General features: G+C 50.2%; 19 protein-coding genes. 1 reads left to right on the forward strand and 18 read right to left on the reverse strand.

Annotated features, from left to right (window positions below):
• Positions 1 to 52 precede the first annotated feature (52 nt).
• Complete coding sequence (locus M1D91_RS15070; protein ID WP_437431454.1) at positions 53 to 1,057, forward strand: NAD-dependent epimerase; 1,005 nt, start codon at positions 53 to 55, stop codon at positions 1,055 to 1,057.
• Between the two features lie 44 nt (positions 1,058 to 1,101).
• Here the strand turns inward: M1D91_RS15070 and ugd are convergent, their stop codons facing one another.
• From ugd to wzxC, 18 genes are all read right to left on the reverse strand, one after another.
• Entirely contained in the window at positions 1,102 to 2,268 is a 1,167-nt protein-coding gene (gene ugd, locus M1D91_RS15075; RefSeq protein WP_437431455.1) for a UDP-glucose 6-dehydrogenase, read from the reverse strand.
• Between the two features lie 553 nt (positions 2,269 to 2,821).
• Entirely contained in the window at positions 2,822 to 4,228 is a 1,407-nt protein-coding gene (gene gndA, locus M1D91_RS15080) for an NADP-dependent phosphogluconate dehydrogenase (protein WP_437431456.1), read from the reverse strand.
• Positions 4,229 to 4,419: 191 nt separating this feature from the next.
• Positions 4,420 to 5,760, reverse strand: coding sequence for a glycosyltransferase (locus M1D91_RS15085; RefSeq protein ID WP_437431457.1), 1,341 nt, complete (start codon positions 5,758 to 5,760; stop codon positions 4,420 to 4,422).
• 24 nt (positions 5,761 to 5,784) lie between these two features.
• Positions 5,785 to 6,717, reverse strand: coding sequence for an NAD-dependent epimerase/dehydratase family protein (locus M1D91_RS15090; RefSeq protein WP_437431458.1), 933 nt, complete (start codon positions 6,715 to 6,717; stop codon positions 5,785 to 5,787).
• Between the two features lie 78 nt (positions 6,718 to 6,795).
• On the reverse strand, positions 6,796 to 8,136 hold the full coding sequence (locus M1D91_RS15095; protein ID WP_437431459.1) for a glycosyltransferase family 4 protein: 1,341 nt from the start codon (positions 8,134 to 8,136) through the stop codon (positions 6,796 to 6,798).
• An 11-nt stretch (positions 8,137 to 8,147) separates the two neighbouring features.
• The gene (locus M1D91_RS15100; protein WP_437431460.1) at positions 8,148 to 11,942 is read right to left on the reverse strand and encodes a methyltransferase domain-containing protein; all 3,795 of its coding nucleotides are present in this window, start codon (positions 11,940 to 11,942) and stop codon (positions 8,148 to 8,150) included.
• Positions 11,943 to 12,001: 59 nt separating this feature from the next.
• Positions 12,002 to 13,447 (reverse strand): ATP-binding cassette domain-containing protein, encoded by a 1,446-nt coding sequence (locus tag M1D91_RS15105; RefSeq protein ID WP_437431461.1) that lies wholly within the window; start codon positions 13,445 to 13,447, stop codon positions 12,002 to 12,004.
• Positions 13,437 to 14,255 (reverse strand): ABC transporter permease, encoded by an 819-nt coding sequence (locus M1D91_RS15110; protein ID WP_437431462.1) that lies wholly within the window; start codon positions 14,253 to 14,255, stop codon positions 13,437 to 13,439. Before M1D91_RS15110 ends, M1D91_RS15105 begins: the two co-directional genes overlap by 11 nt.
• Before the next feature lie 56 nt (positions 14,256 to 14,311).
• Positions 14,312 to 15,241 carry a glycosyltransferase family 2 protein gene (locus tag M1D91_RS15115; protein ID WP_437431463.1) on the reverse strand — a complete coding sequence of 310 codons (930 nt, stop codon included), beginning with the start codon at positions 15,239 to 15,241 and terminating at the stop codon, positions 14,312 to 14,314.
• 101 nt (positions 15,242 to 15,342) lie between these two features.
• Positions 15,343 to 15,891: a dTDP-4-dehydrorhamnose 3,5-epimerase gene (gene rfbC, locus M1D91_RS15120; RefSeq protein ID WP_437431464.1), complete on the reverse strand. Its 549-nt coding sequence runs from the start codon at positions 15,889 to 15,891 to the stop codon at positions 15,343 to 15,345.
• 12 nt (positions 15,892 to 15,903) lie between these two features.
• Entirely contained in the window at positions 15,904 to 16,785 is an 882-nt protein-coding gene (rfbD, locus tag M1D91_RS15125) for a dTDP-4-dehydrorhamnose reductase (RefSeq protein ID WP_437431465.1), read from the reverse strand.
• Positions 16,786 to 16,812: 27 nt separating this feature from the next.
• The gene (rfbA, locus tag M1D91_RS15130) at positions 16,813 to 17,679 is read right to left on the reverse strand and encodes a glucose-1-phosphate thymidylyltransferase RfbA (RefSeq protein WP_437431530.1); all 867 of its coding nucleotides are present in this window, start codon (positions 17,677 to 17,679) and stop codon (positions 16,813 to 16,815) included.
• A gap of 15 nt (positions 17,680 to 17,694) precedes the next feature.
• The gene (gene rfbB, locus M1D91_RS15135) at positions 17,695 to 18,783 is read right to left on the reverse strand and encodes a dTDP-glucose 4,6-dehydratase (protein WP_437431466.1); all 1,089 of its coding nucleotides are present in this window, start codon (positions 18,781 to 18,783) and stop codon (positions 17,695 to 17,697) included.
• 409 nt (positions 18,784 to 19,192) lie between these two features.
• The gene (gene galF / locus M1D91_RS15140) at positions 19,193 to 20,086 is read right to left on the reverse strand and encodes a GalU regulator GalF (RefSeq protein WP_437431467.1); all 894 of its coding nucleotides are present in this window, start codon (positions 20,084 to 20,086) and stop codon (positions 19,193 to 19,195) included.
• Between the two features lie 173 nt (positions 20,087 to 20,259).
• On the reverse strand, positions 20,260 to 21,681 hold the full coding sequence (wcaM, locus tag M1D91_RS15145; protein ID WP_437431468.1) for a colanic acid biosynthesis protein WcaM: 1,422 nt from the start codon (positions 21,679 to 21,681) through the stop codon (positions 20,260 to 20,262).
• Positions 21,682 to 21,693: 12 nt separating this feature from the next.
• On the reverse strand, positions 21,694 to 22,914 hold the full coding sequence (wcaL, locus tag M1D91_RS15150) for a colanic acid biosynthesis glycosyltransferase WcaL (RefSeq protein WP_437431469.1): 1,221 nt from the start codon (positions 22,912 to 22,914) through the stop codon (positions 21,694 to 21,696).
• Positions 22,911 to 24,188 (reverse strand): colanic acid biosynthesis pyruvyl transferase WcaK, encoded by a 1,278-nt coding sequence (gene wcaK, locus M1D91_RS15155; RefSeq protein WP_437431470.1) that lies wholly within the window; start codon positions 24,186 to 24,188, stop codon positions 22,911 to 22,913. Before wcaK ends, wcaL begins: the two co-directional genes overlap by 4 nt.
• A 167-nt stretch (positions 24,189 to 24,355) precedes the next feature.
• Positions 24,356 to 25,834 carry a colanic acid undecaprenyl disphosphate flippase WzxC gene (gene wzxC, locus M1D91_RS15160; RefSeq protein WP_437431471.1) on the reverse strand — a complete coding sequence of 493 codons (1,479 nt, stop codon included), beginning with the start codon at positions 25,832 to 25,834 and terminating at the stop codon, positions 24,356 to 24,358.
• Position 25,835 lies beyond the last annotated feature (1 nt).

The following is a 25,835-nucleotide window of genomic DNA, read 5'->3' on the forward strand; positions in this document are numbered from 1 at the left end:
CGTTTGCCATAAAACGCTGCATGTTTAGTACCACCAAATATTGAGGTTGAAGATGAAATTTCTGGTCACCGGCGCGGCGGGCTTTATTGGTTTTCATGTCAGCGAGCGTCTTTTGCAGGCTGGCCATCAGGTCACAGGGATAGATAACCTTAATGATTACTATGATGTCAGCCTCAAACAGGCACGACTGGATCGCCTGACGTCAGCACACTTCAGCTTTAAGAAACTTGATCTGGCGGATCGTGAAGGCATGGCCCGGCTGTTTGCCGACGGGAAATTTGATCGCGTCATCCATTTAGCCGCACAGGCTGGGGTGCGTTATTCACTGGAGAACCCGCATGCCTATGCTGATGCCAACCTTATCGGTCATCTGAACGTACTGGAAGGTTGCCGTCATAATCGAGTAGGTCACCTGCTGTATGCCTCCTCCAGCTCGGTCTATGGTCTGAACCGTAAGATGCCATTCTCGACGGACGACACCGTTGACCACCCGGTATCACTCTACGCCGCGACCAAAAAAGCCAACGAACTGATGTCTCACACCTACTCCCATCTGTACGGTTTGCCGACTACCGGTCTGCGCTTCTTCACCGTTTATGGTCCGTGGGGCCGCCCGGACATGGCGCTGTTCAAATTCACCAAAGCGATGCTCGAAGGCAAAAGTATTGACGTCTATAACTACGGCAAAATGAAGCGTGACTTCACCTACATTGATGACATTGCCGAAGCCATTATCCGTTTACAGGATGTTATCCCGCAGGCGGACCCTCAATGGAGCGTTGAGGAAGGTACCCCGGCGACCAGTTCCGCGCCATACCGTGTTTACAACATCGGCAATAGCTCCCCGGTTGAACTGATGGATTACATTACCGCACTGGAAGAGGCGGTCGGCATCGAAGCTCAGAAAAATATGCTGCCTATCCAGCCTGGCGATGTGCTGGAAACCAGCGCGGACACCAAAGCGCTGTACAGCGTGATTGGTTTCAAACCTCAGACCTCGGTGAAACAGGGCGTGAAAAACTTTGTTGACTGGTATCGCGCTTTTTATCAGGTATAAAAAAACGGCCCTGACGGGCCGTTTTCTTTGGAGCGGTTTATGGCTTAGTCGTTGCCGAAAAGATCGCGGGTATAGACTTTCTCCGCCACGTCAGAAAGCTCTGGCGCCATACGGTTTGAGATAATGACGTCCGCTTCCTGTTTGAAGGCTTCCAGATCACGTACCACACGGGAATGGAAGAACTCCTCTTCCTGCATCACTGGCTCATAGACGATAACCTGTACGCCTTTGGCCTTAATGCGTTTCATGATCCCCTGAATGGAGGAGGCGCGGAAGTTATCCGAGCCGCTCTTCATAATGAGTCGATAGACCCCCACCACTTTCGGACGTTTTGCCAGGATGGAGTCGGCGATAAAGTCTTTACGCGTACGGTTGGCATCCACAATCGCGGAGATAAGGTTGTTCGGCACCGACTGATAGTTCGCCAGCAGCTGCTTCGTATCCTTCGGAAGACAGTAACCGCCGTAGCCGAATGAAGGGTTGTTGTAATGGTTGCCAATACGCGGATCCAGACATACCCCTTCAATAATCTGGCGCGTGTCCAGCCCCAGCGTCTCTGCATAGCTGTCGAGTTCATTAAAGTACGCGACGCGCATCGCAAGATAGGTGTTGGCGAAGAGTTTGATTGCTTCAGCTTCGGTAGAGCCGGTGAACAGCACATCGATATCTTTCTTGATAGCACCTTCCTGCAGCAGAGCAGCAAAGCGCTCAGCACGTTCGGAGCGCTCCCCGATGACGATACGCGACGGGTGGAGGTTATCGTACAGAGCCTTACCTTCACGCAGAAATTCTGGCGAGAAGATGACATTGTCGATGCCCAGCTCTTCTTTGACAGACTGGGTGAAACCCACCGGGATGGTGGATTTAATGATCATTACGGCGTTCGGGTTGATGTGGTGAACATCGCGGATAACGGATTCTACGCTGGAGGTGTTGAAGTAGTTGTTTTTGGGATCGTAGTCCGTTGGCGTGGCGATGATGACATAATCCGCATCACGATAGGCGTCATGCTTGTCAGTGGTTGCTCGAAAGTTGAGCGGCTTATTCTGTAAATACTCCTGGATTTCCTTGTCCACTATCGGGGAGATCTTCTGATTAAGCATGTCAACTTTGGCCTGAACAATATCCAGCGCCACAACCTCGTGGTTCTGCGCAATCAGAATACCGTTTGATAAGCCAACGTAACCGGTTCCGGAGATGGTTATTTTCATTAGATAAGCAACTTATGTGGTTTAGGTTTAGGGCGAACGAACTCTCGTTGCCAGATCAATGTTACTATCGAGGGTTCTACCCCCGCTGGTAGTAAGTGTCAAGAAAACAGCGATATTATAAGAATTTACCGAATAAAAATCTCCGCAATATGCAATAAATTGTTTTCATTCAGTGCGCATAAAGGCCAGGTGTGTTGTGGCGGCAGAGTAAATTCACGAAATATCATAAAAAAACGTTGCACTGTAAAAACAGGCGCGAAAGAGGCGGGCTTAAAATATTGTTATCCGGCGAGGGCTTCGCATTCCTGCGCGAAAATATAAACCCATCAAATATAAACACCCTGAATCACATAAAACTCAAATATATTATTGCGACGCATCAGCAAGCCTTAGTAATAAAATACGCTGAACGCAGTGAAGCCAGACCGGCTCAGCGATACGAAATTCGGTTTCATTCAGGAATGTGCATTAACAGGGTATAGCGAACCTGAAAAAAAAGACCATCCTTGCGGATGGTCTTCGATTTAAAACGCCAGGTCGTTACAGCGGAAAATTAATCCAGCCATTCCGTGTGGAATACGCCATCTTTATCAGTACGCTTGTAGGTGTGCGCACCGAAATAGTCACGCTGTGCCTGAATCAGGTTGGCTGGCAGTACCGCAGCACGGTAGCTGTCATAGTAGGCCACTGCAGCGCCGAAAGTCGGAACCGGAATGCCGTTCTGTACAGCGTAAGCCACGACATCACGCAGCGCCTGCTGGTACTCGTCAGCGATCTGCTTGAAGTAAGGCGCCAGCAGCAGGTTAGCAATAGCTGGAGTCTGCGCGTATGCATCGGTAATTTTCTGCAGGAACTGGGCGCGGATAATACAACCGGCGCGGAAGATCTTCGCGATTTCACCGTAGTTCAGATCCCAGTTGTTTTCGTCAGAGGCGGCACGCAGCTGCGAGAAGCCCTGTGCGTAAGAGACGATTTTACCCAGGTAGAGTGCACGACGGACTTTCTCAACAAACTCAGCTTTGTCACCAGCAGGTTTAGCCTGCGGGCCAGTCAGCACCTTAGAGGCCGCGACACGCTGCTCTTTCAGAGAGGAGATGTAGCGAGCGAAGACGGATTCCGTTATCAGGGAGAGCGGTTCACCGAGATCCAGGGAGCTCTGGCTGGTCCATTTACCGGTGCCTTTGTTCGCCGCTTCATCCAGAATCACATCAACCAGGTATTTACCCTCTTCATCTTTTTTAGTGAAGATGTCTTTGGTGATATCAATCAGGTAGCTGCTCAGCTCACCTTTATTCCACTCGCTGAAGGTTTCCGCCAGCTCTTCATTGGTCAGGTTCAGACCGCCTTTGAGCAGGGAGTAAGCTTCGGCGATCAACTGCATGTCACCGTACTCAATCCCGTTATGAACCATTTTCACGTAGTGACCCGCACCGTCAGCGCCGATATAGGTTACGCAGGGTTCGCCATCTTCTGCAATCGCAGCAATTTTAGTCAGGATCGGAGCGACCAGCTCGTAGGCTTCTTTCTGACCGCCAGGCATGATTGATGGGCCTTTCAGTGCCCCCTCTTCACCGCCGGAAACGCCGGTACCGATGAAGTTAAAGCCTTCAGCAGAGAGTTCACGGTTACGACGAATAGTGTCCTGGAAGAAGGTGTTACCACCATCAATGATGATGTCGCCTTTATCAAGATACGGCTTCAGAGAATCGATCGCCGCATCGGTGCCTGCACCTGCTTTAACCATTAACAGGATGCGGCGAGGTGTTTCGAGGGATTCAACAAACTCCTGAACGGTAAAGAAAGGAACCAGTTTCTTGCCAGGGTTTTCAGCAATAACTTCTTCGGTTTTATCGCGGGAGCGGTTGAAAACGGAAACGGTATAGCCACGACTTTCAATGTTAAGCGCCAGGTTGCGCCCCATCACTGCCATACCAACAACGCCGATTTGTTGCTTGGACATTACATACTCCTGTCAGGTGTGATCGCCCGGACTGAAACAGATGGCCGGGTATAAGTATCAGGAATGTTAACTCAATACTGTCCGCCAGCGATAGTCATAGCTGCTCGCCGAAAGAGCAGTTCGTACAGATTACGCAGATTTAGATAAAAGACGTAAGGCACACTGGCAGACAAGCGCCAGAAAACAAAACCTTATACCCTCCAAATTCCGCTCAGTTCATCCACGTAATACGCCGTCGTTTTGGGAGGGACGGCATTATTACTTAATGTGGCGATCCCTATGGTTTGCGCCTCTGTTATTTTTCTCGCCAGATCCTGTTCACTTCCGGCCTCAAACAAAAGCCCGTTTACGCCATGCGTGATAACGGCTGAAATGCCCGGCATATCCGAACCGATGACCGGACATTTTGCCTGTTGGGCCGAATAGATAACTAAAGGCGTATTTTCAAACCAGACTGAGGGAATGATCAGGATATCCAGCTCCTGAAGAATGTCGGTCATCCGGTTGTTAGGAAAGGTGCCGCAGAAGGTAATGGCTTCATTACCTTTGGTAAGCGCGTCAAGCTCTTCCAGATACTCAGGGAACTCATCACCATTCCCATAAATCTTTAAGGTCGCCACGCCCGGCTCAAGATGATTTAACGCTTTTATTAATACGTGACAGCCCTTGTGGGGCGCCAGCGTCCCAATAAAGCCTAATCTCAGGGGCGAACCGGGTTGCGTTTCTTTCACCGGTACAAGGGTGCTGACAGGCTCACACTCAATGCCGAACGCAGACTCATGCAGGCGATGCGTCTCAACACCATAGCGCTGAAAAAGGTCATACATAAATTGGTTTGGCGCCACAATACCCTGCAGACGATTCAGCGCACCCACGGTTGACGCTAAACGAGACGTGACTGCCCGCACCTCGTTACTCATCGGATACTGAAGCACCTTTGCGCCGCGCGTTATTCTGGCGATTTCGCCAAATACCCGGTCAGGCGTGAGCGAAATAACCTTTGCTGCAATGCCATGCACCGCGTCATAAGCGAAATGCTTAACGCAGTTTCCGGAAAGCGCATCGGGGCCCTGGCAGGACGTGCCATCTGGCAAACGTAACTGCGCCGTTGGACAAACCATCCAGAAATCCGTTGGCGTATAAAACTGTGGAATAGCGTTATCGGCCAGCCAGTTAATTAACCCTATTCCCAGGCGATTAAGATGGAAATGGTGTACCAGCTCAACCTTAAAATCATCACATATTTTCCGGAGGTAGCGGACTGCCAGTTGATTTTTATAACCCACTTCAATCATGGAATTTTGCCCGGCCATCGGGACATAGGCGTGATGAAAGCGATAAATATGAATACCTTCATATTCATATTCATCAAAACGTTCATCTTCCGTAAGCACTGCCGTGGAAGGATAACCGGTAAAAATTCGAACATCATGACCGCGCCGAATCAACTCTCTGGCAACGGATAACGTCAGAACTTCAGTGCCTGCTTTATAATCCGGAAAAAATTGATGAACGGTTAATAAAATACGCATTACAGATGACTTATTCCCCGCGGCTTATTTTTCCAGCGATTTCTTCATCCAGCCTGCGGCACGAGACAGGCCATCACGCATGCTGACCTGTGGCTCCCAGCCTAATTCTTGTCTGGCGAGTTGATTACACAGAACGCTGATATCGAGGTCAAAGGTTCGGCCAGGTTTATACTGAACGTCGAGTGGTTCAGGAATAATGTCACCGAGCATCGAAATTAACTCATTCAGGCTCGTCCCCTTCCCTGAGCTAATATTGAAGCACTCTTTGTCGCCGTTATACTCGATGGCTTTGGCAAAGGCATCAGCAACATCGCTGACATGAACATAGTCACGCTGCACGCTGCCATCACCCCAAATTTCAATAGGCTGACCACGTAAAGCACGATGCAGGAAAACGCCTACCGCCCCCTGCGCCGTTTCAACTCGCTGTCTTTCACCATAGGGGTTCGCCACGCGTAAGATGACCGGCTTGATTCCATGTAATTTATGGAACATATGCAGGTATTTCTCAATCGCCAGCTTGGTAATGCCGTAGGAGACAACGGGTTCGGTCGGATGTTTTTCATCAATAGGAATATATTGTGGGCTACCGTAGACCGTTCCGCCGGAAGAGATAAAGACTATCCGGGAGACCTTCATTTCCACCATCAAATTCAGCATGGTGATAGTCGGTACAATGTTCGTCTGAACATCATATACCGGGTCGTCATTCGAGCTTTTCGGCAGCGTGGTGGAAACCAGGTGCACCACCCCTTCCATTCCCTGAATGGCATCCCGCAGATCGTGTGTGCTGCTGAAATCGCCGGTTGTCCATTCAACCTTTTCATTTTCTGCAAATACCCGATAGGGGGGAACGCGTGGACGCTCAAAAATGCGCAATTCATGACCATCAGCCAGCAGCCGCTCACAAATAGCAGATCCGATAAATCCACCACCGCCAAAAACAACAAGTTTCATTTTCCCTCCGGGAGATTACAGTGCTTCACCATGAAAACAGATGATCCCGGAAGCCTTTGCAGACTCCCGGGTCTTTTATTAGTCCAGTTGGTAAAGGCTAAATGTTTCTTTCGCCATGACTTCCGTGGTACGCAAATACTCTGTCGTCAGAGACAGTTTTCGCAGCAACCCGGGCGTTTGCAATACATAGGCAAGTTTCTCGGCAAGGCTGTCGGCATCGCCACGTTTGAAACTGTACCCATTCTCCCCTTCGGTTAGAAACTCTGTCATGCCCTCTACGTCTGAAACCAGCACCGGCGTGTGAGTTGCCAGGGAATTCAGCAGTACCAAAGGACTGTTTTCATACCAGCGAGACGGAATGACAAAGAGATCAAGATCGCGGAAAACCTCCGCAGTGAGCGATTGCTCGAAAGTGCCCATAAAGTGTACACCCTCTACGCCCTCGCTCATTTTGTACAGCTCTTCCATATAGCTCAGCGACTGATTGGTCGGGCCATAAATTTTAAGCACCGCGCTGTTTGCAGGCAGACGTTTAAAGGCCTCAATAATAAGGTCAGTTCCTTTATGAGGCGCAATCTGACCGATATAACCTATTACCGGAATATGGTCGGGACTGCGTTCAGGTTTTGCCTGGCGGTCAATATCCATACCAAACCACAGTTTGGTCATCGGCACGGTAATGCCGTTACTCTCATAAGCTTTTTTAAGGAAGGCGGTGGGCGCAACGGCCCCTTTATACCAGGAGTTATAAAGGTAAGCGAGCGTATCCGGTCGCTGAATTAAATCCTCCGCCAGCCCTTTAAGATGACCATTTTTGAGGATCCCGGCTTTATGGGTTCCGACCAGTCCTTTGGCGATAATTGTCGCCGCGGCGGGCATCGCTGCTTTTTTAAGCCAGCCACTGGCATAACCGTTTTGTGCGGACTCTTTGAGGTAACAGGCAACGCAGTTCGCTCTCGTCGGGGACGGCCCGGTGCACAAATCCCCATTTGCCGCTTCCAGTTTGTTATTAAAACAAAAACCAAAGAAGTCGGTGAACGTCGTATAGGTGGGGATCTTAAGCTTGCCGGTGACTTCAAGCAGCACTGACGTATGGTTTATCAGATGGGTGACATGAACAACATCTGGCTTCAGCTCCGTCAGCACCTCTTCCAGCACATCACGCATTTCCGGCTGGTAGTACGTTTCCTTAATTCTCGAATGCGGGATCGCATTTTTATCAATAGAGACGACCGGAATGTCTTCCCAGGTATAACGAGTAATCAGCTCTGATTGCTTAGGTTCACCCTGAAAAACAGCAGAAACGACAGAGACATCGTGCCCCCATGCACGATAGTGCTTTGCGAGGCCCAGCGTATAGGTTTCCGTACCATAAAAATGGTCAGGAAAAAAACAGTGTACAAAAAATACAATTTTCATAGTTCGCCGTATTATTTTTTCGTCATTTCAGCGTAAAGGCCAGCATAGGCGCTGATCATTGCCTGCACGGAGAACAGCCCTTCCGCACGCTGCTGATGTTCGCGTCCTAATGATGCACGCAACTCATCGTTTTCCAGGACTTCAACCGCAATTTCAGCCAATTTACTGGCATCACCCGCTGGTGCAAGCATCGCTTTTGAATTAACGATTTCGCTGATAGCCCCCACGTCATAACCGATTACCGGTACGCGCATATTCATGGCAAACGGACTGACCTGCCCGAAGCTCTCTTTCCACACCGGGGCAATGAAGAGCGACATACGGCGGTAGTAATCCGGCAGGGTGTCGTAATCGACATAGCCTGTGAATTCGAACTGCGACTCGACTCCAGCCTTTTTCACGGCTTGCTGGAAGGGGCTCAACAAGCTTCCGCCGCCAACAATCAGTATTTTGGTTTGCGGGCGTTTAAGCGCTATCGCAATAAAGGGCTCAATGGCGTGTTCGTTTAATTTATCGCACTCGAGGCGATAGACCATCCCGACACAATCGCCCGGTACCGCTTCACTGTCATCCCGCATGAAGTGGGAGAAGTCAGAGCCAGGGTAGATGGTGACGTGGGAATCGTCAGGTCGACCAAAGACATGACGGACATAATCACTCACGTAGACATAACGCTTCACCGCCGGAGACATGTGCGGGGCGATTGGCGTATTCACGTTTTCAACGACCGGTATATCCAGCACTCTTGCCGCTTCGATCGCCTGAGCATACCAGGGTTCATCCACGTCGCCCCAGTAATGCACATGGACGAAGTCAGGTTGTGTCCGCTTGAAGTAGTTAATAAACGGCGTGATGTCGTTGCAATCACGCTGCTCTTCAATACTCATACCAATATAGGCAGGCGGATTAGGCGCATAGCTGGTTAAAACAAACTGTTCATAGTCATGGCCCAGGTATTCAACTAAATCCACCACCAGACGCGAGGAGCCGCCGGTCATAAAGTTGGCAATGACGTGAGAAATTTTAGGCGCGCCAGGTTTGGTAACCGGCATTTTAATACGATAACCGCTTGAAACTTCAGCTACCGTGGTCGTGGTCTCAGCGCTTTCCACCTTCGCAACCGGCGCCGGCCGACGCGAGAAACGGGAACGCAACCACTGGGTCATTGGCTGCATGGTGCGGCGTAATGCGCGTGGCGTGGCGAGCGAGGCGCCCAGGTAGCCCATATGCAGCACTTTACGCGCCCCCCAGGGCTGATAGAGCATGACGTTACGCAGGCGCATCAGTCGGGTTTGCATAATGGCATTGAGTTGATGAATATTTGCAGCCTGCTCGGCAATGGCCTGATCTTTGAGCTGCAAGGTATTCATCAGTTCAGTAACCGTGGAGTTTAGATCCGCAATAGTGGTGCTCAGATCAACAACGGTGCTGTTCAGATCGGCATTGGTATTATTGAGATCCTCGACCGTAGTACTCATCTCCATGACGGTACTGTTCAGATCGGTATTGGTGTTATTAAGACCTTCGATCATCGCGCTCAAATCAGCAACGGTATTATTTAAATCCGTCACCGTGGTGTTCATTCCCGTAAGCGTCGTATTTTGCTCGGTAATAACAGATTGCAGTGAATCGATAGTGGTGTCTTTCACCGCCAGAACGTGCTTAAGCGCCTGATACTCTTCCTGCTGCTTACGCAATACGTTAGTCTCTTCAACGGCTTTTTCCAGGGACTGCGCGTACTGACCAAGGGAGGCCAACTGGACGTTAAGCACGCTATTTAACGCGCCTTTGGAAGCCGCCTGAGCATGTGGGCTACGGCTTACCTGCAACCACCACCAGGGTTTATCTTTAAAGCTGTCGATGTTCACCAGCGCATAAGCGCAGTTACTTGCAAAGTCGAGGACCGTCGAAAGCTCCGGCAGACCGAATTCGACCGGATCGCTTAAATCACCGAGACTCTTTTTCCAGTCGGTGCTTAGCGCTCTGTGAGCAAAGGCGATGCCTTCAGCCCAGGATTTGGTGGCAGCCTCAACCTCACCTGCATTCAGATTCAAAATCCCCAGATAGAGATAGGACTCCACCACCCGGTTCGCCAGTAACGGGCTAAATTGCAGCGGATCGGTCGCCACACACTGCTCGAATGAGGCTTTCGCTTTTTGATGCAGGCCGGCTTTGAGCCATAACCGCGCCATGACGAAATGTAACGAGACCATCCAACGGATTGCGTGCGGTGTGCTGGGGTTGCTGGCGATATAACTATCAACACGCTCAGAGAACGCCGTCAACCTGTCGAGATCGGTGCCTTTTTTCTCCCCAAGGAGCTGATAGCCCTGAACGCAGAGTGCCGCGCCCGCGTCGGCGCTATTGTCTTTATTAGAAACGTAAACCTGTTCAGCCATCTGCGTCAGCAGCGCTTTATTTTTCTGTCGCCAGCCAATATCAACAATGCCCCGCACTAACCACGGATTTTTATAATCTCTGGCGAAGGCGGTCACATTCCAGTCAGGGTCCTGATAGGTTTTGTGCTGCGTTTCCTGGTAAGGGACATCCTGCGCGGCTAACGGCGACTTCATGCCCACCGCCAGCCACCACTCTGATGGCGGCGCGTCAGATTCGCTGATGTTGGTATCAATACTGTAAATCTCGCGTCTGGCTGGCACCCACTCTTTGCTTCCCGCCGTTTTCTTATAATGGGTGGCGGACTGCACGGTGATATTTTCGATATCAAAATGGGCGTTTATCTGACTGCGAATTTTATCAAGCGTGTAAACGTGTAAATGGAACGGATTCGGATCTTCTCCCGTTTCGTCGCTCCAGTCATTCGGCACGCTAACAATAATACGGCCCGCAGGCGTCAGGATACGCTGGAATTCTTTAAGCACGCCCTGCGGATCAGGGATGTGCTCCAGGGTTTCAAAGGAGATAACCACATCGACAGAGTTGTCAGCAAAACCATATAACGCTTCCGGGAGCATACCGGCTTCAAAGCGCAGATTTTTCACTTCCGGCGCAAAATTGATGTTCGCATAATCGATTGCATAATCACTGCCATCGATGCCGATGGTCTGCTTTGCCATCGTGCCGCACTGAATAAGATAACTGCCATATCCGAGGCCACAGGCCGCATCAAGGACGGTGTCACCGGGGCGAACAAAAGACGCAGCCCACTGATAACGGGCAATATGGGCATCGGAACGCTCCCCGGCTTCACGGGTCATATCCATGTGCAGATCGCGTTCTTCTTTCAGCGCCTCCAGGGGGTAGCGAGACATTGCTTTCTCAGAGACGCGCTCTAAAAGAATAATGGCCTCACCGCTTTCACGTCCCAGCGCTTCGTAATCGTTAATCAGATAATAAGAAGGATGTTTGCGGAAACCTTCGTCAAAGAAAAGGCGTTCCCATGCATTTCTGTCCTGCACGGTACGGGTTTCATTATCCTCAGGGCGTTCAGTCGTGGTAATACGCAAATAGAGAGAGCGACGGGTTACCCGGCTAATCTCTTTAATCACCGCAGCAAGTTGCTCAGGTTCAATATTTTCCAGACAGAACAGGGCTATTGTGGTGTCGATTTCATGGTCACCAAAAGGCAGCTGCTGGTAATCCGCTTGCGTGAAGCGTTCAGGCATAATGCTATTTGCATAGGCCACGGCATCTGCTGAGTCATCTACACCATGTGCGTCCATACCCCGGGAGAGGAACTCCTGAACAAGCTTGCCGTTTCCGGAGCCGATGTGAAGGTAGCGCTGGCCGCCACATGAATTTAAAATTTCACGAGTAATAACATCAGCGTTTTCAAAATTCTTCATTTAAGTAGCCTGTAATTATCAGGTTTATTTCAGAAACCATGTCGTGGTTTTTAAAAAAATCAAAGCAAGTCACTGGTCATGCGCAAATCGGCAACACCACCAAAATGATAAGCCTGTGGATCCGTGTTAACCGTAAAGAATGCAGCCTCATCAATCCAGTGGATCATCCTTTGTTCGGCATAGTACGGTTTTCCTTCTTCGGTAATCGAAACCTGAATTTCGTAAAGATTCGGTCCCATCCCGCAGATGAATTCAAATTTCACGCTGAAGCGGTGATCTGAGTCGAACTCACGGTGCCAGAAAACATCCTGAGCATCAGAGGCACCATTGAGAATGGCCATATCCTGATTAAGGGTACCCCAGGAGTACATCTTCACGCCCTCTTTATTTCGGATACGTAATCCGACATTAAGATGCTTGAGCGCAGTGTGCGTCTTACATTGCACAATAACCGTGACGGGATCGCGAGGATCAAAATTCGAGCAAGGTTCACCCTGGGCGTTAAAGAGGGAGACATCCAGCACTTCTGCGTCCAGATCGCCAAAGGAGAAGGCTTTTAATCTTTCAGACAGTGCAGGCATTGCCTGTCCATCTGCATCAGCCTCAACGGCAGCTTTTGTATTTTCTTCGCCGTTTTTAACCGCCTGCTCCGCTTTCAGCTGCGCTTTCTCATTCATGATTTCGCGCGTCTGACGGGCCTTCTCTTTCAGCTGCTGCGCCGCCTGATTCAAGCGCTTCGATTCCACTTCATGCAGCGATTTACGATATTCCAGCAGCGCATCCGCTGAAGTCCCGGAGAATTTAACCACGCCATGTTCAAGGAAAATGGCCTTGTTCGTCATGGTACGAACAGATTCCTGATCGTGGGATACAAAAAGCAGTGTCGTCCCGTTAGTACGCAGTCGATCCATTCGCTCGAAACAGCGTTTCTGGAATAAGGCGTCGCCAACGGCCAGGGCTTCATCGACAATCAGAATATCGGGTTCAATACAGACCTGAACGGCAAAGGCGAGGCGTACCAGCATACCGCTGGAATAGGTCTTGGTAGGCTGATCGATAAATTCACCGATGTCGGCGAAATTCAGGATTTCGTCAAACTTCTCGTTAATTTCGGCTTCGCTTAAGCCTAATACCGCGCCGTTCATATAGACGTTTTCGCGCCCGGTAAATTCCGGGTTAAAACCTGAGCCGAGCTCAAGCAGGGCCGCTACGCGTCCGTGGGTTTTGACAAAACCAGAGGTCGGGTTGAGCGTCCCACAGATAAGCTGCAATAATGTCGACTTGCCGGAACCGTTCTGCCCGATGATGCCGACTGATTCGCCTTTTAAAATATCAAAGGAGATATCATGCAGTGCCCAGAATTCACGAAATAACGGTTTCGCTTGCTTGCCGACCAGACGGCGAAGCCCGGAATAGATAGATTGTTTTAAACGATCGGAAGGACGATCGTAAATTTGGTAGCATTTACTCAGGTTTTTAACCTGAATGGCAAAATCAGAGCACATCCGCAAACCCCTTACGCGTTTTCTGGAACCAGGCAAAACCGATCCAGGCAATAACAAAAGCAGCAACCCAGTAAATGGCAAGCACACCAAAATCAGGGTGTTTACCCCAATAAAGCGTGTTCCTTGTTTGTTCAATCACTGTGGTTAAGGGGTTGAAGTACATAAGTTGTCTGAACTCAGGCGGGAGAATTTCCGCTGAGTAAAAGACAGGACTGAGAAACATCAGCGCAGTAGTAAATAAGGTTATGAACTGATTAATATCACGCAAATAAACACCAAGCGACGCCAGTATCCAGCTCACGCCCAGGGTGATAATCATCAGCGGTAGCAAGATAAGCGGGAAATAGAGGACCGTCAGGTGCGGTATCCCAAAGAATACACAGTACGCCACCAGCCACACAAACAGGCTAATCAGGGTGTGAAATAACGCTGACCCTAAGGCAACAACGGGTAAAATCTCGAGTGGGTAAACGACTTTCTTCACATAATTGACGTTAGACAAAATCAACTGCGGCGCTTTGTTCAGACACTCAGAGAAAAGGTTGAAGACAATCAGCCCGGCAAACAAAACCAGTGCAAACTCACCTTTTGACGTACTACCACCGTGCCATCTGGCTTTGAATATTTCACTGAAGACAAAGGTGTACACCGTCAGCATAAACAAGGGGTTAATCAACGACCACACTATCCCCATTGACGAACCACGATAACGCCCCTGCACTTCCCGAATGGTCGTAGTTTTTATTAAATATCTGTTTCGCCAAAGAGTCGCCAGCATTTCAAATGGGCTTATTGAAAATAATTGCATTAAAACACCTTATTGATAACGCCTAAAAAGACATAGCTACGTTGCATTAACATCCATCACACTTTTTTTAATAGTGCTGATATAAAAACAGCTAACGTATCCACAGTATTCTGTCTGTAGACACCCAGTTTAAGAAAATAATAAACCCGGGTTAAAATACATTTGTTATGTATTGCCTTAAACCAGGTAAACTTTTCTTGATTTTCCGCCGTGAGCAGCGCCCGGTTTTTATCAAGCTCACGGATATGCAGCGCATTCCAGTTACGATACTGACCCTGAATAATTTTTTTCAGTCTTAACAGACGTGCGCGATAACCAAGGTTGGTGCCAATCAAATTCTCACCGTGCTGTCTGTAAGCCAGCGTCGGTTCAGAATCATAATGAATGGCGCCATTTGCCCCGGAAATAAGGATGTAAATCCACCAGTCATGACTGACCACGTTCACCAGACCTGCCTGTTTGATCAGGTCCCGTGCAGCCTTGTTCATCACCATCGTATTCCCACCACCAATGTTTTGTACTAACGCATTAGAGAATGAGGGCAGACGACGAAACAGCGGTGAATTCCCAAGGCTTTCCTTATCATTATTGACGAGATGCGTCCGGGAGCAATATAAGGCAGGTTTATCAGAGGGTATCTCTTTCAACCACGCCACCGCACGCTCCAGCTTATCATCAAACCAGATATCGTCTTGATCAGAAAAAGAAAAATAGTCAGCTTCAATGTCGTCTCTGAACAGCAACGAGAGAAAATTACTGACGAAACCTTGTCGTGGTCCGTTGACAATATTAACTTTCGCCGGATTCCTTGATGCAAAGTCATGGACCATGTCGAGAGTCTTATCAGTGGAGCCATCATCTGACACTATTAACTGCCAGTTATCGTAAGTTTGTCTTTCAAAAGAATCCAGCTGGTCGCTAATATATCGTTCACCTTGATATGTAGCCATCAGTATTGCAACGCGGTGTTCTTTTGCAAATGTCATTAAAAGTCTTCTCGTTAAAACATCTAGTCAGGCAAGCCAATAACAGCAAAAATCAAATATGAATTTACATCCATTTTTGCACGATACTTCATGACTATTCTTTATTTGTAGCATTCCGCTTCGGACAAAGATTTACCAGACATATCTTTTTGAGATAATTGCAATTCAGGAAGTTCAGGCCACTCGATATTCAGTGTCGGATCGTTCCAGATAATGCAACGCTCTGTCTGCGGCGCATAATAATTGGTTGCTTTATAGAGAAACTGTGCGCGTTCGCTAAGGGTAACAAAGCCGTGCGCAAAACCTTCTGGGATCCACAGCTGGCGTTTATTTTCAGCGCTTAAAACGACGCCTGTCCACTGCCCAAAGGTCGGTGAAGATTTCCTGACATCAACCGCGACATCAAATACTTCACCCACCACGCAACGGACCAGTTTACCCTGCGCACAGGGGTCAAGCTGATAATGCAAACCACGCAAAACGCCACGCTGTGATTCGGAGTGGTTATCCTGCACGAAATCAACGCTACGCCCTACCGCTTCATCGAAAATGAGCTTGTTGTAACTTTCTAAGAAAAACCCACGCGAGTCACCAAAAACATTTGGCTCGAAAATAATAACTTCCGGAAGATCTGTTTTAACTATTTTCATCTTGAGGCCTGACTACTTTTGCAAAATTTCAGTAACGACACGTTCCACACCAACTTCCCATGCGGGCAAAACAACATTAAATTCACGCTGGAATTTTTCATTCGACAGGCGTGAATTCAGCGGACGTTTTGCAGGCGTAGGATAAGAAGAGGTTGAAACCCCTGATAGCGCATTGATTTTTAATGTTTCGCCCTTCTCTTGTGCAAGAGAAAAAATATAGCTGGCGTAGTCGAACCAGTTTGTCACACCGCTGGCCACCAGATGATAGATGCCGTAGTTTGTGGAACCAGAACGAATCGCAATCGCAGTGCAATCAGCCAGTAACTCAGCACCCGTAGGGGCACCATGCTGATCGTTGATGATGGAGAGCTGCTCTTTCTCTTTCGCCAGCCGAAGCATGGTTTTGGCAAAATTGGCGCCGCGAGTGGCGTAGACCCAGCTCGTACGGAAGATAAAGTGGCGAGGGTTAAAGGCAGCGATGGCAACTTCACCGGCCCGTTTGGTCGCGCCATAGACATTCAGCGGCGCGGTCTCCTCATCCTCAAGACGGAAATGATCGCTTAAGCCATCAAAGACGTAGTCCGTGGAGTAATGGATCAGTAATGCACCCAGTTTTGCCGTCTCCTGGGCAATCACAGCGACGCTGTCAGCATTTAAAAGCTGAGCGAGCTCTTGCTCGCTCTCTGCTTTATCCACTGCGGTATGCGCGGCCGCGTTGACAACAACATCAGGTTTCACGGTGCGAATAGTCTGCGCGATGCCTTCAGGATTTGTCAGATCACCGCAAAGTTCAGTGTCAAAAAAATCGACAGCCACCAGTTCGCCGAGCGTAGAAAGGGAGCGTTGCAGCTCCCATCCAACCTGACCGTTTTTGCCTATCAATAAAATCTTCATGTGTTTACAACCGCAGCAATGTCAGGGTTACTCGCTAATCAGGTTTTGCAGATAGCGACCGTAATCTGTTTTGGAAAGGATCTTAATCTGGTCAGCTACCTGCTCTTTACTCAGCCAGCCTTTACGGAAAGCGATCTCTTCCAGGCACGCCACTTTCATACCCTGGCGTTTCTCAATGGTATGAATGAACTGAGATGCTTCAACCAGGCTGTCATGCGTCCCGGTATCAAGCCACGCAAAGCCACGGCCTAACAACTCAACCTGCAGCTCACCCCGATCCAGGTACATCTGGTTCAGCGTGGTGATTTCCAGCTCGCCACGGGCAGAAGGCTTAACCTGTTTTGCCATTTCCACAACGTTTTTATCATAGAAATAGAGGCCTGTTACCGCCCAGTTGGACTGCGGCTTCAGCGGTTTTTCTTCAATCGAGAGCGCTTTGTAGTTGGCATCAAACTGAACCACGCCAAAACGTTCAGGATCCTGAACCTGGTAACCAAAGACCATCGCGCCCTGAGTTAACTGCGCGGCCGCTTCCAGTTTTTTGCCGAAGCTTTGACCAAAATAGATGTTATCGCCCAGTACCAGCGCACAAGGTTCGTTGTTAATAAACTCTTCACCAATAATAAAGGCCTGCGCGAGACCGTCCGGGGAAGGCTGAACCTCATAACTTAAGCGAATGCCGAACTGCTCGCCATTGCCCAGTAGCCGCTGGAATGCTGGCATATCATCAGGCGTCGTGATAATTAAAATGTCACGAATACCTGCCAGCATTAGCACAGAGATGGGGTAAAAAATCATTGGCTTATCGTAAACAGGCAACAACTGTTTAGATACACCCTGAGTAATAGGGTAAAGGCGAGTACCGGATCCACCCGCTAAGACGATGCCTTTCATCATTATTTCCTTTAATTAATCCGCAAGACCTAAACGTTCACCTGCATAAGAACCATCCATTACACGCTGCCACCACTCTTTGTTGTTCAGATACCAGTGGACGGTTTTGCGAATGCCCGATTCGAATGTCTCTTCAGGAACCCAGCCCAGGTCTTCTTTAATTTTGGTTGCATCAATGGCGTAACGCAGATCGTGACCAGGACGATCGGTTACATAGGTAATCAGATCGGCAAAATGCGCGATCCCTTGCGGTTTGTTCTCAATGACCTCATCAAGAATGGCGCAAATGGTTTTCACGACTTCAATGTTCTTACGCTCATTGTGGCCGCCGATATTATAAGTCTCACCGGCTGTGCCACTGGTTACCACTTTGTACAGCGCGCGCGCATGGTCTTCAACAAACAGCCAGTCACGAATCTGTTCTCCGTTGCCATAGACAGGCAGCGGCTTACCGGCCAGCGCATTGAGAATAATGAGCGGGATCAGTTTTTCCGGGAAATGGTAGGGACCATAGTTGTTTGAGCAGTTGGTTACCAGGGTAGGCAAACCATAAGTGCGGCGCCAGGCGCGAACTAAATGATCGCTGGAGGCTTTGGAGGAGGAGTAAGGACTGCTTGGAGAGTAAGGCGTCGTTTCTGTAAACAGCGGCAAAGGTTCGCCAGCAGGAACGTCATCCGGATGCGGCAGGTCGCCGTAGACTTCATCCGTTGAAATATGATGGAAGCGAAACGCGGATTTACGGGATTCATCCAGTTGCGACCAGTATTTACGGGCGGCTTCCAGCAATACGTAAGTACCCACGATATTCGTTTCAATAAATGCAGCAGGCCCTGTGATTGAGCGGTCAACGTGGCTCTCGGCGGCCAGATGCATAACAGCATCAGGCTGATGGGCGGCAAAAATTCGCGCCATCGCCTCGCCATCACAAATATCCGCATGCTCAAATTGATAACGAGAATTATTTTCAATATCAACTAACGACTCAAGATTGCCTGCATAGGTTAACTTATCGACGTTAACGACAGCGTCCTGAGTGTTATTAATGATATGACGAACAACAGCAGATCCAATAAAGCCTGCCCCACCTGTGACCAGTATTTTCACGAGAATATTCCGTTTACTTATGCAAATTTCATCTGTCCCACTGGAAAACAGAGACCAGGACCGTAGACAGTGGTCAAAACAAACCATGCTACCGCCCCTGGCTCATCAGCTACCAGCGTGCTATGTGTGACTACATACAATCAATCTGGATAATGCGTCGGTTACTTAACGTTCAACCTCAACCGGCACAAAATGTTAAAACTATTTTCTGCTTTTATAAGCACTGAAACAAGAAAAATCTCAACGATTTAAATGAGAAAATTCTCATCCCGCTAATTATTACTTCTTGATCTAACAGCAAAAAACAAAAAAAACAGTGGGAATGTTCTGAAGCCAACCGCAGCCCATTACCACTCACCACTGTCTTTTTTTTATAAGTTAATTATTTTGCGGGAAATTTTTGCGCGCTTCACTGCGTTAACAATTTTTGAATTCTCTCCCGGAACTTCTGGCCTTCTTTTAAATTTCTCAGGCCGTAACTGACGAATGCCTGCATATAACCCATTTTTTTACCGCAGTCGAAGCTGTCGCCCGTCATCAGCATAGCGTCTACAGACTGCTTACCGGCCAGTTTGGCAATGGCATCTGTCAGCTGAATACGTCCCCATGCGCCCGGCTCGGTTTGCTCCAGCTCCGCCCAGATATCTGCAGAGAGCACATAACGCCCTACCGCCATCAGATCGGAGTCCAGTGTTTGTGGCTGATCGGGTTTCTCAATGAACTCAACAATACGGCTGACTTTCCCTTCGCTGTCCAGCGGCTCTTTGGTCTGAATCACCGAGTATTCGGAGAGATCGCCGCTCATGCGTTTAGCCAGCACCTGGCTACGACCGGTCTCGTTAAAGCGGGCTACCATGGCCGCGAGGTTGTAACGCAGCGGGTCAGCGGAGGCAGAGTCCAGTACGATGTCCGGCAGAACAACCACAAACGGATTATCACCAACGATAGGACGCGCACACAGAATGGAGTGGCCCAGACCCAGCGGCTGCGCCTGGCGCACGTTCATGATGGTCACGCCCGGCGGGCAGATAGACTGTACTTCGGCGAGTAGCTGACGCTTAACGCGCTGCTCCAGGAGCGCTTCAAGCTCATAGGAGGTGTCAAAATGGTTTTCAACCGCATTCTTGGAAGAATGGGTGACAAGAACGATCTCTTTGATGCCTGCAGCCACAATCTCGTCGACAATGTATTGAATCATCGGCTTGTCAACGATCGGCAGCATCTCTTTAGGGATTGCCTTGGTGGCGGGGAGCAAATGCATCCCTAAACCGGCTACCGGTATAACTGCTTTCAAATTAATCATTATATCTTCCACCTGTAAATGATTGATAAATTATAGACCTTCAACTTTTTTTCGCCAGTAAAGCCATGACGATGCGCGGCGAAAGATGTTACGCCGATTGTCGAAAAATTGCTGTAGATGTAATCCCAGCAGCGGGCGCAAGTCTCCAGGATTCCTCGCATTTCATTGTGAGGTCAGGGCCAGAAAGGGCGCGACGGTAAGCGGAAATTGACGTTTTCAACATTAACGGTATGGTGGTCAACGCGATCGATATCGACAGAATTTTCACCTTTTTCATTCACCGCTTTAATATTTGCCAGTGACAATAACGTATCCTGCTTCGCCATAAAGCGACCGCGCACATCTTTACGCAAATCAAAATTCAGTTTCAGAGCAGCGCCCACTTTGGAATCCTGCATCACATTGATATTCCTGAGAAAGAGATGTTGTGGTTTGTTATGCAGCTCGAGACTGGCGCGGCGTAAATTAAGATTTGTGATGGCTACAAAGGAGGTCGCATTACCTGAAGAGATCTGAATGCCGCGCAATTTATACTCACTTTCACGGTTATCAAGTTTGATGTCATTCAGCTTGAAGTTTTGCGGTATGGACAAATAATCGCCTTTTATGACGCCATAACCGATGAGCATTCCGGCACTGTTCACCATGGTTACATCATCAATCACAAAATTATCACAGCCATAAATGGCAACCGTGGCGTTATCAATACCCGCTTTTTTACTGTAATCGGGGGTAATATTTTTTGCGTTGATATTGCGAATAATGAAATGCTTGCCGTTTTCAACATGGACCAGTTGCCGGCAATGGCTGCCGGTGATATTCGCGACCACAAAGTTTTTTACCGCCTGCGCTTCAGGATACGCATTGTCATAGGTGCTTCCCGCAAGACCAATGCCGATACCCCAGTTAATTTTGCCGTTGGTACAGTCGATATGGTCGATAACATGATCGGAAATCAGGATATCGTGATCGTTGATAGCCACGTTCCACTCAATAGCATCGCCCTGCAGGTAGCTGAATCTACTGTTTGTAATGCGCGCCCCCACGACCTGATTATGAAAGCCCTGCCGCAGGATGGCGTAGTTGGCTTTCGTCACGGTAATGTTATCAATAAGCAGGTTGCGCATCACCTGGGGCTTTTTTCCACCGATATAGATTTGCGTCACCGGCCCATAACCACTCAGGCTAATGCCCTGGATAACGCAGTCCGAGCCCCGGACATCCAGCGTCAGGTTGTAGAGACTACCGCCTTTCTCCCCAATCACTTTACTGCCATCCTGCAGCACCAATCGCCCGCGACCATTACTTTTAATGGCCCCGCGCACTAACAGCGTTTTACCCGGCGGGATAAAGACGCCGGTATTCATATTTTCACACACCAGGTCGGCCGGAATTTCAACCGTCTGCGCCTCACTAAAGCCCTGCTTTAACGCAGCGGGCCAGTCGGTCGTCTGGTAGCGCCGAATGTCGACAGAGTGGCTGCCAGTGGCTGCACGCAGCAAAGGCGCGTGCAGCAGCGGCAGTGCCGCCAGTGCGCTACCGGTTGCAAGGAACTTTCGTCGTGTAAAGACCGTTTTTGCATGTTGTTCAGCCATAAAACCTCTAAGTCAAAGTGCCTGAAGCAGCGTGGCAAGATTCTGATTAATACGTTGCTGATTAAAATCGGTTTCAACTTTCTCGCGGGCAAGGGTAATGACGGGGGCCAGATCCTGACTCAGCATGCCGGAAAAGGCCGCCAGCCGCTGCGCCAGTGCCACGGCGTCGTTTTCTGGTACCAGCCAGCCGGATCTGTCGGCGTCCACCAGTTCAGGAATGCCGCTGTGGACCGTTGAAACCACCGGGATCCCCACCGCCATCGCTTCCATCAGGGCCACCGGGATCCCTTCCATGTCGCCATCGCTACCGGTTACCGACGGCAGGAGGAAGACATCGGCATCGTCAAGAATGGCCTTGACCTCATGGCTCGGTTTAAAACCGGGCATCTCGATCACATCTTCAAGTTCAAACTGCTCGATTAGGGTACGAAGACGACGCTCCCACGGGCCGATACCGAGGATCCGGTAAGTAAAGGAGACGCCCTGCGCCTTGAGTAACCGGCAGGCTTCAATGGCCACATGCAGCCCTTTTTTCTCCGTGAGGCGGGCAACCGAGACGATTTGCAACGGTGTGCCCGGGGTTTTCACCGGTCGCAGGGTGAAACGGGTGATGTCCACGCCCATACGGGAAATGGCAATTTTTTCCTCCGGGCAGCCCATCGCAAGCAGGCGGGAGGCCCACAGCTCGCTGATGGGCAACATTAAATCGCCACGGCGGAAAAGTTGCTGGTACTCCGGGGTGTAGTGGTTAAGCACGTCGCGGTGGGAGACATCAATACCATGAAAGACGGTAGCAATTTTGCCGCGCAACATGCCAAGCTCGCGCAGTTTGGCGGCCGTCACCCCCGCCGGGCCAAAGTGGGCGATAAACACGTCAGCGGTGAACACCCGAGGGGAAAGACCGCAGATAGCCGCCAGGATCAGATTCCGTGCCTCGTCGCCATAGCGCGACATATTCAGGGCTTTCCAGGTGCTGGCTCTGCCCGCCCCGCGCACAATGGCCTTCCCGCGGTAACGCAGTTTTGCAAGCTTGCCTTCCGGCTCATCCAGCAACCAGTGCGTTTTTTCTGCCAGCTGATAGTCCGTCCACGCCGCATGGGTATTGCTCAAATCCCCTTTATGCAAGGCAACGATTTCCACCTCGTAGCCCATATTGATAAAGGCAACAATCTGGTTCAGTACGAAGGTTTCAGAGGAGAGCGGAAACTTCAGCAGGAAAAAGCTGACTTTCATTTCACCTCCCGGATACGGTCCAGCACCGATTTCACCATCACTGCCCCTTTCTCCCGTTCGGCAGCAACCGCAGTTGCAAGGCGCTGGTTTAGTGCGGGGAGCTGCCCGAGAGTGTCGGCGGTCATGGCCGCAAGAGAGCCGTCCAGCAGATGGCGAATGTCGACCGCCATCTCCGGCATGCCGAGCTGCTTCATAATCCCGGCTGATTTATGCTCATAGTTAATAGCAATGGCAGGGGTGCCAAAGTTCATCGAGATAATGGCGGAGTGCAGACGGGTGCCCACCGTTAAGTCGCAGGCTGCAAGAATTTTACCCATCTCCAGATCGTTAAGCTCATCCATCACCACGTGGTAGCGCGAGGGATCGCTGATGTGCTGACGCAGGTTCAGCGCCACCATCCGGTCATCTTTGTTATAACTATCAATACCGGTACAGGTAGAGAGGGCGATGACCTGCCAGCCGGCATCAATAACCCGGTTTACCACGTTGGCAAAGGCGGCTTCATAGGCCTGCTGCGTGGTACCGAGACGTTTATCAAACGGTGCCAGTTCACGCAGGGTGATCGCGACCGTTTTCTGCCGACCTGCCACCTCCAGCCAGTGACGCACCGCATAGCTCGGGGTGAAGTCCTCATCGTCCTCGACCAGCCAGGCGGTATCCACGCCCTGCTCCACTTTCGCGGTGGTGATGTCACTTTTCTTCATCAGGTCAAGACTGACGCTTTCACGCAGGATCAACGCCTCACAATGACCAAAGGCGTAGTTTGCCAGTTGATTAAACTGTGGATCCTGGAACGGCCCCACGCTGTGCCCAATCATATAGAGGGGTTTTTTCGCCATAAAAGTACAGAGGGCATGCTCAAACTGCGGTGCGCCATAGAGGTCGACGAAAAAGGAGCCGCCCACCTGTACGATGGCATCGTAATTCGCGAGCAGGCGCACAAAGTCAGTAAAGCCCTGGGCAATGGCGATGTTACGCAGTTTGCCGCTGTCGGTGACGCGCGAGAGCAGCACCTGATGCTGATAGCGTCGACGAAGAATTTTTTTAACCCGTCCCACCAGTCCCGCCGCCGTGTTGTGAGCTTTCATCTGGCTGTATAACGGGTCACCCATCACCGGGCGGTTAAGCAGCCACGAAGAGCTGACCGGATAACGGCTCATCACGTCAACGTCTGCCTGGGGCTCAATACGGGCAATCGCGTCCAGTAACCCGCGCAGAATGGCGCTGTCGCCACGGTTACCGCAGGTGTGATTACCAAGAATTAATAGTTTCATACTGACCTCTTAAAGTATTCCCCTCACCCTAACCCTCTCCCCTGAGGGGAGAGGGGACTGCATGGCGCGTCTGTTCACCCTCGCCCCTCAGAGGGAGAGGACGGCACGGCGCGTCTGTTCACCTTCGCCCCGCAAAATAGAGGGCCGGGGTGAGGGGGAAATTAATTTCAACCTGCCCGCAGTAGCGTTTTCATTTTCTCGCTGCGGCAAAACTGGCGTTTCAACTCAACCACCAGGGCATTGCGCGACAGCACAATCATCAGCGCAAAGGCCAGCACACCGGCTCCCACCTGAAGCGCGAGTAAGGCGGCTGTCGACAGATGACCATCAAGCGCAAGGCCAAGGCCATAACTCACGACAAGCGTTGGCAAAGAGAGATAGAACGGCAGCCACAGGCTCAGGATGTACTGCCGATAGCTTGAGCCGAGCACCGGTTTTATCATCACGAAGTAGCTGAGAATGGTGTTGATAATCTGCACCAGCAGGAAGCCCAGCGTGACGCCAATGGCCCCCGCCATATGACCACCAATAACAATGGCCGGAATGAACAAAAAGGTTTTGAAGACATTGAATTTAAAGCTGATATCCACCCGTGCTTTTGCCATCAACAGTGAACCTATAGGGTTACCCACAGCCCGTAACAGCCCGACGATGCACAGCAGCTGCAAAATGGGGATGATGCTGTTCCATTTTTCACCGAATACCAGCGGCACGAAATTATTGGCCACCACCAGCAGCCCCAGCAGAACCGGAAAGTTAATGATGCCAACCACGGAAAGTAGCTTGTAGAAGTTGAGGCGCAGCTTTGCGGTGTCATCCTGGATTTTGGCAAAAGCCGGAAACAGGACGCGGGTAATAATGGGGTTGAGCTTCATGGGCGGCACAACCGCCACGTTGTAGGCCAGGTTATACCCCCCCGCCACACCTGCGCCAAGAATACGGGCCAGCACCAGGGTTGAAAGATTGGTATTAACGTAATTAATGATGCTGTCCGCCGTCAGCCAGGCACCGAATTTCAGGTTCGAACTGACCGAACGCAGGGAAAAATGCAGTCCCGGACGGTAAATTTTACGGCCAAACCAGCCAAACAGCAGGGTACGCACGGTGCTGTTCACCAGATAACCGAGAATGGCCGTCATTGCCAGCGGCCAATAGAAGGCACTGATGACGGTGAAGGAGAAGCCTGCCAGCACCGACAGCGTCTCAATACTGCCGATTTTATTGAACTCCATCTCTTTTTGCATAAGTGCACGAAACTGCTGTCCGTGAGGAATTACCACGAACGCCAGCGACAGTGTCCTGATAAGCGGCGCGAGGTCGGGGTTATTCAACACATCGGCAATCAGGTCGCTCAGGGCAAAAATCGCCGCACACACCACCAGCCCCAGCCCCACATTCAGCCAGTAGAGCGTTGTCAGCTCAAGATGGCTTATCTCCTTGCGCTGGATGATGGAGTTGGCAATGCCAAAATCCGACAGCGTGTCCGCCAGGGCAATGATCACCAGTGACACGGTCAGCAGTCCGAACTGATGGTTATCGATGATGCGCGCCAGCACGGTCATCTGGATCAACCCAAGGCCGATGATGGTCAGCGTGGCCATCGCTGACCATTTTGCCCCGCTGATGGTTTTTTCTCTCAGGCTCAAG

Source organism: Enterobacter sp. SA197 (genome assembly GCF_054131575.1).

What these genes read in the sequence shown, in the direction of transcription:
- rfbC (WP_437431464.1), bottom strand. Translation starts at nt 15,891, where the DNA reads ATGAAAATAGTTAAAACAGATCTTCCGGAAGTTATTATTTTCGAGCCA.
- M1D91_RS15105 (WP_437431461.1), bottom strand. Translation starts at nt 13,447, where the DNA reads ATGTGCTCTGATTTTGCCATTCAGGTTAAAAACCTGAGTAAATGCTAC.
- M1D91_RS15085 (WP_437431457.1), bottom strand. Translation starts at nt 5,760, where the DNA reads ATGCGTATTTTATTAACCGTTCATCAATTTTTTCCGGATTATAAAGCA.
- M1D91_RS15115 (WP_437431463.1), bottom strand. Translation starts at nt 15,241, where the DNA reads ATGACATTTGCAAAAGAACACCGCGTTGCAATACTGATGGCTACATAT.
- rfbA (WP_437431530.1), bottom strand. Translation starts at nt 17,679, where the DNA reads ATGAAAGGCATCGTCTTAGCGGGTGGATCCGGTACTCGCCTTTACCCT.
- M1D91_RS15100 (WP_437431460.1), bottom strand. Translation starts at nt 11,942, where the DNA reads ATGAAGAATTTTGAAAACGCTGATGTTATTACTCGTGAAATTTTAAAT.
- ugd (WP_437431455.1), bottom strand. Translation starts at nt 2,268, where the DNA reads ATGAAAATAACCATCTCCGGAACCGGTTACGTTGGCTTATCAAACGGT.
- M1D91_RS15095 (WP_437431459.1), bottom strand. Translation starts at nt 8,136, where the DNA reads ATGAAAATTGTATTTTTTGTACACTGTTTTTTTCCTGACCATTTTTAT.
- gndA (WP_437431456.1), bottom strand. Translation starts at nt 4,228, where the DNA reads ATGTCCAAGCAACAAATCGGCGTTGTTGGTATGGCAGTGATGGGGCGC.
- rfbD (WP_437431465.1), bottom strand. Translation starts at nt 16,785, where the DNA reads ATGAAGATTTTATTGATAGGCAAAAACGGTCAGGTTGGATGGGAGCTG.
- M1D91_RS15070 (WP_437431454.1), top strand. Translation starts at nt 53, where the DNA reads ATGAAATTTCTGGTCACCGGCGCGGCGGGCTTTATTGGTTTTCATGTC.
- wcaK (WP_437431470.1), bottom strand. Translation starts at nt 24,188, where the DNA reads ATGAAACTATTAATTCTTGGTAATCACACCTGCGGTAACCGTGGCGAC.
- M1D91_RS15090 (WP_437431458.1), bottom strand. Translation starts at nt 6,717, where the DNA reads ATGAAACTTGTTGTTTTTGGCGGTGGTGGATTTATCGGATCTGCTATT.
- M1D91_RS15110 (WP_437431462.1), bottom strand. Translation starts at nt 14,255, where the DNA reads ATGCAATTATTTTCAATAAGCCCATTTGAAATGCTGGCGACTCTTTGG.
- wcaL (WP_437431469.1), bottom strand. Translation starts at nt 22,914, where the DNA reads ATGAAAGTCAGCTTTTTCCTGCTGAAGTTTCCGCTCTCCTCTGAAACC.
- galF (WP_437431467.1), bottom strand. Translation starts at nt 20,086, where the DNA reads ATGATTAATTTGAAAGCAGTTATACCGGTAGCCGGTTTAGGGATGCAT.
- wcaM (WP_437431468.1), bottom strand. Translation starts at nt 21,681, where the DNA reads ATGGCTGAACAACATGCAAAAACGGTCTTTACACGACGAAAGTTCCTT.